Source organism: Mesorhizobium sp. M1295, from assembly GCF_040318135.1.
Lineage (GTDB): Bacteria > Pseudomonadota > Alphaproteobacteria > Rhizobiales > Rhizobiaceae > Mesorhizobium.
In genome coordinates this window covers 59,332-67,773 of record NZ_JAMYLU010000030.1, presented here as the reverse complement: position 1 = coordinate 67,773, position 8,442 = coordinate 59,332, and the positions used below count along the sequence as shown (strand labels likewise).

The window sequence follows — 8,442 nt, the reverse complement described above, 5'->3', positions numbered from 1 at the left end:
GTCGACCGCGAAGACAACCATGCACCCGGCAGCGTCCGTCTCGACGCAATTACATGCTTGACGTCCCAGCGGCGATTAGACAACCTCATCAGGTCACCCGGGCCTCAAGGTCCACATAGCTGGACAGTTCGCCAGTTCGATCGTCGCCGCCGCGCACTCGTCGCTTCCGATCCCTTCGGAGCCAGTGAATCGTCGCTTCGGTCCGCTGGCGAGCGACTTTTTCAACAGCCTGCTAATGGCCAATATTGCTGATGGCCAGTATCATGACAAGGGCGGCCGCAATCTCTGCGCTTCGTGGACGCGACAGTAACGCCAGCAGCGCGAGGACCGCCAGGTCGGCTCGTTGGTTGCGGCCGGCTGAAGATGATACATCTCGCCACTCTAATGGTGTGTTCAATCAACCACATCGAAACCAAAAAATATCTCGCATCTGCGAAAGGAGTTGGAAATGGCGCAAAAAGCTGGTACGCGCTTTTCAGTACCTTATGGTTGGGTGGGCCTCAGGTAACGTGGGACAGAAGGATTGATGCGGATGAACCTAGTTGTGAAGAGTGCGTTGGCCGGATTTGTTGTGTTGGCCGGCTTCGCCCCGGTATCGTCTTTCGCGCAGGATGGGTCGTGCACCTGTGCAACTGCCTATACGGGCGTAAATCCGATTGGATCGATCGGGAACGTCAATGGCGATGTGATGATCTCGCAGGTGGCTGGCTATGGCCCGGCACAGGCGGGGGGCGCGCTGGATTTCGGCAGCCGCGTCGTAGTTGGCGGCAAGGGGTCGGCTTCGGTTAATGTTGGTAGCTGCAATTTGAGCGTGCCGGCCAATTCGACCCTTGATATCTCCCGCGTCGAGAACAAGATTTGCCTCAATGTTCTCGGTTCTGAGCATACCGCCCAAACGGGCAATTCGACGGGTGCTTCCAATAACAATACGCCGCTCTTCATCTTTGGCGGCCTAGCCCTTGGGGCCGGTATTCTGGCTGCGACGGCGGACAAAGATCACGGCCACGCCGTTAGCGACTAAGTTGATCGTAAATAGGGCAACGGCAGCAGAGGTGCATGGCAGCCTCTGCTGCGTGTCTATTGTTGGCGACAGAACGGCCTTGGCGTGAATGCTGGTGTGTCGTAGCCGGTGTATCAGTCGGATCGCTTAAGCCAAGGTGACATGCGGATGTCTGAGGCTGGCGAACATGCTGGGATGAAGGGCGAAGTGCCGGTCTATCCAGGCATTATGGCCGAAGCGCAATCTTTCGCTTCGCTGCTGCGTGTTGGTGCAAATCTCGACGTCCGGCAAACGCGACGATCAAAGTCAATCCTGTGGAGGGCGGCATGTGTGTAGCGCTCGATACATCAGGCGCAGCTATTGCCGCCGATGCGGCGCTGATCATCGGCCTGCATGATGACGACAACTCTGTCCGCCAGTAGCCGGGACCTGGCATCCATCGTATCGCATGAACTTGACAAATGCGTCATTCGCTGTCTTGCGGGTGACGCACTTATATTTTTGGGGGATGACGTCCCTACGTTGCTTCGTTGCAGTCACAAACGCCCATGATCGATCTGCATTCCCATATTTTGCCTGGCCTCGACGACGGCTCACCCAATCTCGCCGAATCGCTGGAAATGGCTCGACTGGCAGTGGCCGACGGAACGACCCACATGGCGTGCACGCCGCACGTGACGCCGGGCGTATACGAAAACGGAACATCGAACATCGTCCGGGCGGTTCAAGAGTTGCACCAGGCGCTGCGCAGCGCCGCCATACCGCTTGCTCTCTACGCCGGCGCCGATGTTCACATAGCGCCGGATCTTCCGGACCAATTGGTGGCCGGCAGTGTGCCGACTTTAAACAGGTCCCGCTATTTTCTGTTCGAACCGCCGCATCATGTTCTACCTCCACGAATGGAGGATCTTGCTCTACGCCTAATAAACGCCGGTTTCATCCCGATTCTTACTCATCCTGAGCGTTTGACCTGGATCAAAACGAATTACGACGTTATCGAGAGGTTGAATGCAGTGGGTTGTCTTATCCAGCTTACCGCAGACTCGATTGTTGGTGCTTTTGGACGCACGGCGCTCTATTATTCGGAAAAGCTGATTGACGAGGGCAGGGTGGACATCATCGCATCGGACACGCATAGCGCTACACGCCGGCGTCCTGGGCTTTCACAGGCGGTTGCTGCTGCTGCCAAGCGATGTGGCGAAGACGAGGCCCGCAACATGGTGTTGAAACGTCCAGGCGAAATATTGGCGAACCGGCTCATCGAGCCGGTGGGAAAAGCACGTCCTAAAAGACCAAACGCCGGCAGCGCCGGCCGTTTTGGATTGGGCCGCTTGTTCAGGGGCGGGCCTTCGTGATGGGCGCTTTCCGTTTCGCAGGAAGCCATATGGCAACAATTTTTGCCTTGCTTGCGTCACTGGCGATCTCAGCGTGCACGAGCACCTCGTCGACAACCCCATCCTCTTCGGGTTCGGTCGATGCGCTGCAATTGACATCAGCATCCGCGCCACTTTCGGGCGGCGGCGCTCTACAGGTGGTGAAGGAACTGCCTGCGCCGCAAAATACTCAGAACGGCAGCGAGCAGCCTCTGTCTCCAAACGATGTGCTCGAGGTAAATGTGTTTCAGGTCGACAACTTGAACAGAACGGTTCAAGTCGACTCTGGTGGCCAGATTTCGCTTCCGCTTATCGGCACGATTACCGCGGCAGGAAAAACCGTCCGCCAGCTGGAGCAGGAAGTCGAAACCGCCTATGGCGCCAAATACCTGCAGTCACCTGACGTAACGATTTTCGTAAAGGAATCGATTGGACAGCGCATAACCGTCGATGGCGAAGTCAATAAGGCTGGTATTTATCCGGTGTCGAGCAATTCTTCTCTCATCGATGCAATAGCTCTTGCTGGAGGGTTCAATAACGTTGGCGATGCAAAAAAGGTCTTTGTTTATCGCAATATAGGTCAAAACACATTGGTTGCTAATTACAATGTGGAAGAGATTCGTGGTGGCAAAAGCCGCAATCCGCGCATCTATGGCGGCGACAAGATTGTCGTCTTCGCCTCAAAATCGAAAATTGCGATGAACAATCTCAAGGACGCGCTCGGTGTCGCCTCAAGTGCGGCCCGAATTGCAGTGATCCCGGGACTATAAATCGCAACCGGTCGAAATTTTTGGATATAGACAACCTAGGATTGCCTCGCACCATGCTCGATCGTAACAGACAGCATCAAATTGCAGGACCAGGACATGGCCAGGCCCTGTCCGCAGACCTCTACTATGACGGTGCGCAAAACTATGGCCCCTACGGCAGCGATTACTCGGAGCAGGACGAGGGCTTCAATCCACTCAAACTGTTATTCTACGTTGTCCAGTATCGATGGCTGATCGTTATGTTGTTGGCAGCGGGGCTTGTCGCTGGCGCCGTCATTACGATGATGCAGACCCCAAAGTATCAGGCGACAACGCAATTGGAGGTGCTGGTTCCTTCAGCCAAGGTCTTTCAGGACATTGAGGTGGTCTCTGAAAGCAGCGACTTGCGCGCCTTTCTAACAGCTCGTGAAAAGCTCAAGAGCCGTGCATTGGCCCAACGCGTTGTATTCCAGCTGGGGCTCAGCGAAAAACCCGACTTCCTATTTCCGACGCCGGATTTTTCGATTTCCAACATCTTCTACCGCGCATTTCGAATGTCCAAATCGCCCTCAATTGAGGAGAAAACCCCGGAGCAACGTGAGGCAATCGCGATCGGGCGCATCCTAAACGACCTCACCGTCAACTTGGTTACCAACACGAGCCTGCTATCGATCACTTTTGCTGATCAGAATCCGAAATATGCAAGGGATGTGGCCAATCAGGTTGCACAAAGCTTTATTGATCAACGCCTCGATCAAACCAGCGAAACCTCAGACCTGGCGCGTCAATTCATCCAGGAGCAGGTTTTGCAGGTCAAGCAAAAGCTCCAGAAATCCGAGGAGGCGCTGGTCGCCTATGCGAAAGATGCAGGCATCACGGTGACAGGCGACGACAAATCGCTGATCGGATCGAATATCGAGGCGCTGAACACTGCTCTGGCAACCGCAATTCAGGACCGTCTCGATGCAGGGCGGGTGGTAGACCAGATAGAGAAAGGCCGCGGATCGAGCCTTGCCCCCGTCTTGGAAAGTGAAGGCTTGCAGAAGCTCAGCGAAAAACTAGCGGATCTAACTAGCCAATATCAGCAGAAGCTAGGCGTTCTGAAGCCTGGTTTTCCCGAAATGCAGCAGCTCCAATCGCAGATAAAGGAGCTGCAACGGCTCTATAACAACGGCGTTCTGGCTATAACAGATTCGCTGCGGTTGAAATACCAAGAAGCACAGAACAAAGAGGCCGATCTTAAGACCAAACTTGCCGAAATGGAAAAGCAGCAGGTCGCCTTCAACGACAAGAACATTCAATATACTATTCTCAAACGGGAAGTGGATTCGAACCGGTCGCAATACGACAATCTTATCGCTAAGTTGAACGAGGTTGGTGTCAGCTCCGAACTCAAGACGCAAACCGCCGCGATCGTAGATTTTGCCACACAACCGAGTAGCCCATATTCGCCGCGCCTGAGCGTTAATCTGGCAATCGCGCTGGTTCTTTTCCTGGCTCTGAGTGCGTCGATCATTTACGTTATTGAACTGTTGAACAACACCTTTACTAATCCTGAGCAGGTAGAAAAGGAGCTGGGATTGGCGATGCTCGGCATCTTGCCGCTCGTCGATGACAGGGAACTCGCTGCCAGCATCGCTGATCAGAAGTCCGGATTGTCAGAGGCCTACCGTTCGCTGCGGACATCGTTGCAATTCTCGGGTGCGGAGGGCGCGCCAAGATCGCTGGTCGTCACGAGTTCTGAGCCCTCCGAGGGCAAATCGACGACATCATTCAAGCTTGGGCAGGATTTTGCCGCGCTCGGTGCGAAAGTTCTCATTGTCGATGGCGATCTTCGGAAACCGAACCTTCATCGCCTGTTCGGTCTGGACAACACGATTGGGCTCAGCAATCTCCTGACAAATACCGTCCGCAAAGAGGATCTGACGAACATCTTCAGGGTGACGAAATATTCCAACGTGACCGTTCTGACCTCTGGTACGATCCCTCCAAACCCTGCAGATCTACTCTCGTCACCGAAGATGGCTCTGATCGTCACCAATCTCGGCAAGCGCTTCGATGTTGTCATCATCGACGCGCCGCCGGTCGTCGGTCTTTCGGACGCGCCGATTCTCAGCCGGCTCGCTGAGGGCACATTGATGGTCATTTCAACCAATCAGGTGACGCGCAAGTCGGCGAAGACCGCATTGAAGCGCTTGCGAGCCGCCGGGGCCAACGTGGTTGGCGCCGCCATGTCCAAATTTGCGGTGAATAAGTTCGATTATAATTACGCCTACAAATATATGAACTACCAGTATTACAACTATGGCACAGACATAGGTACTCCGAAGATAGAGGGCAAAGTCGATGATGGAGCAAGCCAGCCCGCTTATGCAAAATCTCCGGGTTTTAGTCGTTTGGTTCGCCGCGTCCGTTCTAGTGTTGGGGGCTTCCTCGATCGGGCTAAGTCGATTTCTTGAAACAGGAGCACCGGCTGCTTCTCTTGCGCTGGATCCGTTAAACGTCGACGCGTTGATAACTGAGATCACCAGTGACCTGAACGATACAGATAGTGCTCCTGATTTAGACGCATTGCTTGCCAGGGCCAAAAGCGCACTCGCCTTCGATTTGGCGGACGCGCGTCTTTATAGCCTGATTGGGGAGATCAAATTCCGGCAAGGCGAAAAGGACGAAGCCTACCAGCTCTTCGAACAAGCCCGCAGACTATCCAAAACAGAAATTCACGCGCTGCAGAGATCCATAAGCCGCAAGATCCAAGAAGGTGATTTGTCGACGGCCGTGGGCGAGATCGACATATTGCTACGGAGATGGCCAGACCAATTTGCGGCAGTCGCAGAGGGCTTGCCGACAATTCTCTCGGATCCCAATGGATACGAGGCCGTGCTGACGGCCATCAGGGCGGAGGCGCCCTGGAGACCCAGTCTGTTCGTCAGTCTTGCCAGGACCCCAGGGGGGCTTGATTTTTCAAATAGGCTGCTACTCGACTTGACCGGAACGAGCGCACCACCAACTTCTAGCGAACTGTCAGGTGTGATTACTGGCTACCTTCGCGAGAAGCAATACGGGCCAGCGTATCGGCTGTTTCTTTTCAGCCTGTCTGATCAAGAGCGTAAGTTGGGGGGATACATTTTCAACAGCACGTTCGAGCCGTTCTCGGGCCACAAGCCATTCGATTGGCAGGTCCGCGACCAACCTGGCCTGGAAGTGACATTTGCCACATCCCAGGATGCGGTCGAGGGCGAGGGTGGTGCAACGGTCCGATTCTTGAACACACCTGTCAAGGATGCAGCTCTTCAGCAATACATTGCACTGCCTCCAGGCTCCTACAAGATTTCTCTGATTGCTTCTGCACGAAACTTGAAGCTTCCAAAGGAATTGCTGTGGTCGATCAGGTGCGTGGGTCCGACTGGCGAGGTTGCACGGTTCAACATTCCTGAAGGCACATATAACCGCCAAAAGCTGAGTCAGAATTTTTCAATCGCGTCGGCTAGCTGCCCCATACAACTTCTGGCGCTGCAGACTACCGCCATTGCGGAGAGCTGGCGATTTCGGTATGTCGGTACCCTAGTAATGCACAAACTGAATATTGAGAGAGTTCAATCTTGAACGACCGGCCGTCGGAATGGGATAAGTATCTCCTCGGGTCGGTCTTGTTTGTATCGCTGCTAATTGGCGGCGGTACTGCTAGCGGCCTCTATACGGATACTCTAATCGAAGTTGCGGCAATTGTCTCGGCGGCGGCCGTTTTTGCGCGAACCTCTGGCCAGCGGAGCCCCCAGTCTGTTCTGTGGCTGTTGATCGTCGCCGTGGCGTTGGCGGTTTTGCAAATCGTCCCACTGCCGGTCGCCGTATTCAACGGATTGCGGCCGGAACTGCTGCTTGGAGATCCCTGGATTGGAGAAACCAAATTTCGCTTTGTCAGCGTCGGGGTGGGCCGCACAGTCGAGTGTCTGCTTTATCTATTGGCCGCAGCGGCGTTTTTTCTTGCCGTATTGCGTTTACGTGCCGAACAGGTCAGTGCGCTTCTTCCGTTCTTTTTCATGGGTGTTATTTGCAATGGTCTGGCTGGAGCGATTCAATATTCGCTCTCCGACGACATCGCTATTGTAGGGCTGTTGCCTTTTACAATAAACGCTGGGCTTTTCGCCAATGTGAATCACTTTTCGGCTTTGCTTTTTGTGTCTATTCCCTTCGTCGTCTATTACGGAGTATTTCGCGGACATCTCTTGTCCGGATCCTTCGGCTTGATCGCCCTTTTGGTGCTTCTTTTGGCCGCTGGTTCACGCGCCGGTGTTCTGATTGGACTGGCGATCACTGCATTGTCCGTCGTGTTTCTTTCGGCCCGTTCCAGGGCAAGCGGATTTAGTGTCCTCGTCATTTTTATTGCGCTTTCGATCTACACAATTGGCGCCTGGACCAAAATAGATGCACAGGTGCTCGATCCGGCATTCGGGCGGGGAGAATTTGCGCGAACCACAATCGAGGGGATCAAGGACAACTGGGCGACGGGTGTCGGATTTGGGAATTTTCAGAAAGCGTACCAGATATACGAACGGGAGGGCATGATATTCAAGCAATACGTGAACCATGCTCATAATGAGTATCTGGAAATAGCCTTTGAGGGCGGAGTTCCTGCTATCCTGCTGATGGCAAGCTATTTCGTGTTGCTTTTAGCTGCATTGGTTAGAGTCCGCGGCGATCCGTTTCAGAAAGCGGCATTTCTCTCAGTATCTTTCCTTCTCATTCACTCGCTGGTCGACTACCCGCTGCGAACCGAGGCGCTGGCGTTGACCTTTGCCTATATGAACGCCATCATCTTCCACAAAGGATTTGCGGAACGGTTGGGAAGTAAGAGTGAGATGATCGAGATCGGTCACAACGGCGACAAGCTATTTGTCCCCATCGGAACTTCCTCCTAAGGTCCTGGCCTCCCTTAGCGTGCGTTGTTGTTAGTGCAATGGGGGCACGACCCTTCTGGCCACTGGTCACAGCGTTTTTGCCGAAACTTCGATTGGGTAGCCATTGAATTCCGGTAGAGACCAGATGCACCTGGAAGGCGCGGACGTCCTCCAGGTCAAGCCGGTCCGGGGATCGGCCACAGTAGCGGGAGAACTTCGCTACCGCGTGCACGTAGGATCGTTGCGTTGCCGGCGACAGATTGCGGATCGTCATGTCCTCGATCATGCGCCGGCGAAGCGGGCTCAACTCGGCCATCTCATTGCTCCTGTTCTCAAGGTTGCGCTTCAACAGCGGCAATCCTTCAAAACAGAAGCGTCATCCGCAAACCGGTACACCAATGCCGCGTCAGCGGCATCGTACA

6 protein-coding genes and 1 pseudogene are annotated in these 8,442 nt (G+C 54.3%); 6 read left to right on the top strand and 1 reads right to left on the bottom strand.

Annotation, left to right across the window (positions count from 1 at the left end):
* Positions 1-532 precede the first annotated feature (532 nt).
* The 6 genes from NKH29_RS28920 (at position 533) to NKH29_RS28895 (ending at position 8,041) form a co-directional block, all read left to right on the top strand.
* Positions 533-1,021 carry a hypothetical protein gene (locus tag NKH29_RS28920; RefSeq protein ID WP_353001166.1) on the top strand — a complete coding sequence of 163 codons (489 nt, stop codon included), beginning with the start codon at positions 533-535 and terminating at the stop codon, positions 1,019-1,021.
* A gap of 527 nt (positions 1,022-1,548) precedes the next feature.
* Entirely contained in the window at positions 1,549-2,355 is an 807-nt protein-coding gene (locus NKH29_RS28915) for a tyrosine-protein phosphatase (protein WP_353001165.1), read from the top strand.
* Positions 2,356-2,384: 29 nt separating this feature from the next.
* Entirely contained in the window at positions 2,385-3,143 is a 759-nt protein-coding gene (locus NKH29_RS28910) for a polysaccharide biosynthesis/export family protein (protein ID WP_352812702.1), read from the top strand.
* 53 nt (positions 3,144-3,196) lie between these two features.
* On the top strand, positions 3,197-5,581 hold the full coding sequence (locus NKH29_RS28905) for a GumC family protein (RefSeq protein ID WP_352812700.1): 2,385 nt from the start codon (positions 3,197-3,199) through the stop codon (positions 5,579-5,581).
* Positions 5,469-6,728 (top strand): tetratricopeptide repeat protein, encoded by a 1,260-nt coding sequence (locus tag NKH29_RS28900; RefSeq protein ID WP_352812698.1) that lies wholly within the window; start codon positions 5,469-5,471, stop codon positions 6,726-6,728. The genes NKH29_RS28905 and NKH29_RS28900 overlap by 113 nt, the downstream gene beginning before the upstream one ends.
* On the top strand, positions 6,725-8,041 hold the full coding sequence (locus NKH29_RS28895; RefSeq protein ID WP_353001164.1) for an O-antigen ligase family protein: 1,317 nt from the start codon (positions 6,725-6,727) through the stop codon (positions 8,039-8,041). Before NKH29_RS28900 ends, NKH29_RS28895 begins: the two co-directional genes overlap by 4 nt.
* Positions 8,042-8,141: 100 nt before the next feature.
* Here NKH29_RS28895 and NKH29_RS28890 read toward each other — a convergent pair.
* Positions 8,142-8,336: pseudogene (locus NKH29_RS28890) on the bottom strand (phage integrase N-terminal SAM-like domain-containing protein); the annotation flags it as partial.
* Positions 8,337-8,442 lie beyond the last annotated feature (106 nt).

Bases quoted from the DNA above. Each gene is read 5' to 3' on its own strand.
- NKH29_RS28920 (WP_353001166.1), top strand. From the start codon at position 533: ATGAACCTAGTTGTGAAGAGTGCGTTGGCCGGATTTGTTGTGTTGGCC.
- NKH29_RS28915 (WP_353001165.1), top strand. From the start codon at position 1,549: ATGATCGATCTGCATTCCCATATTTTGCCTGGCCTCGACGACGGCTCA.
- NKH29_RS28910 (WP_352812702.1), top strand. From the start codon at position 2,385: ATGGCAACAATTTTTGCCTTGCTTGCGTCACTGGCGATCTCAGCGTGC.
- NKH29_RS28905 (WP_352812700.1), top strand. From the start codon at position 3,197: ATGCTCGATCGTAACAGACAGCATCAAATTGCAGGACCAGGACATGGC.
- NKH29_RS28900 (WP_352812698.1), top strand. From the start codon at position 5,469: ATGATGGAGCAAGCCAGCCCGCTTATGCAAAATCTCCGGGTTTTAGTC.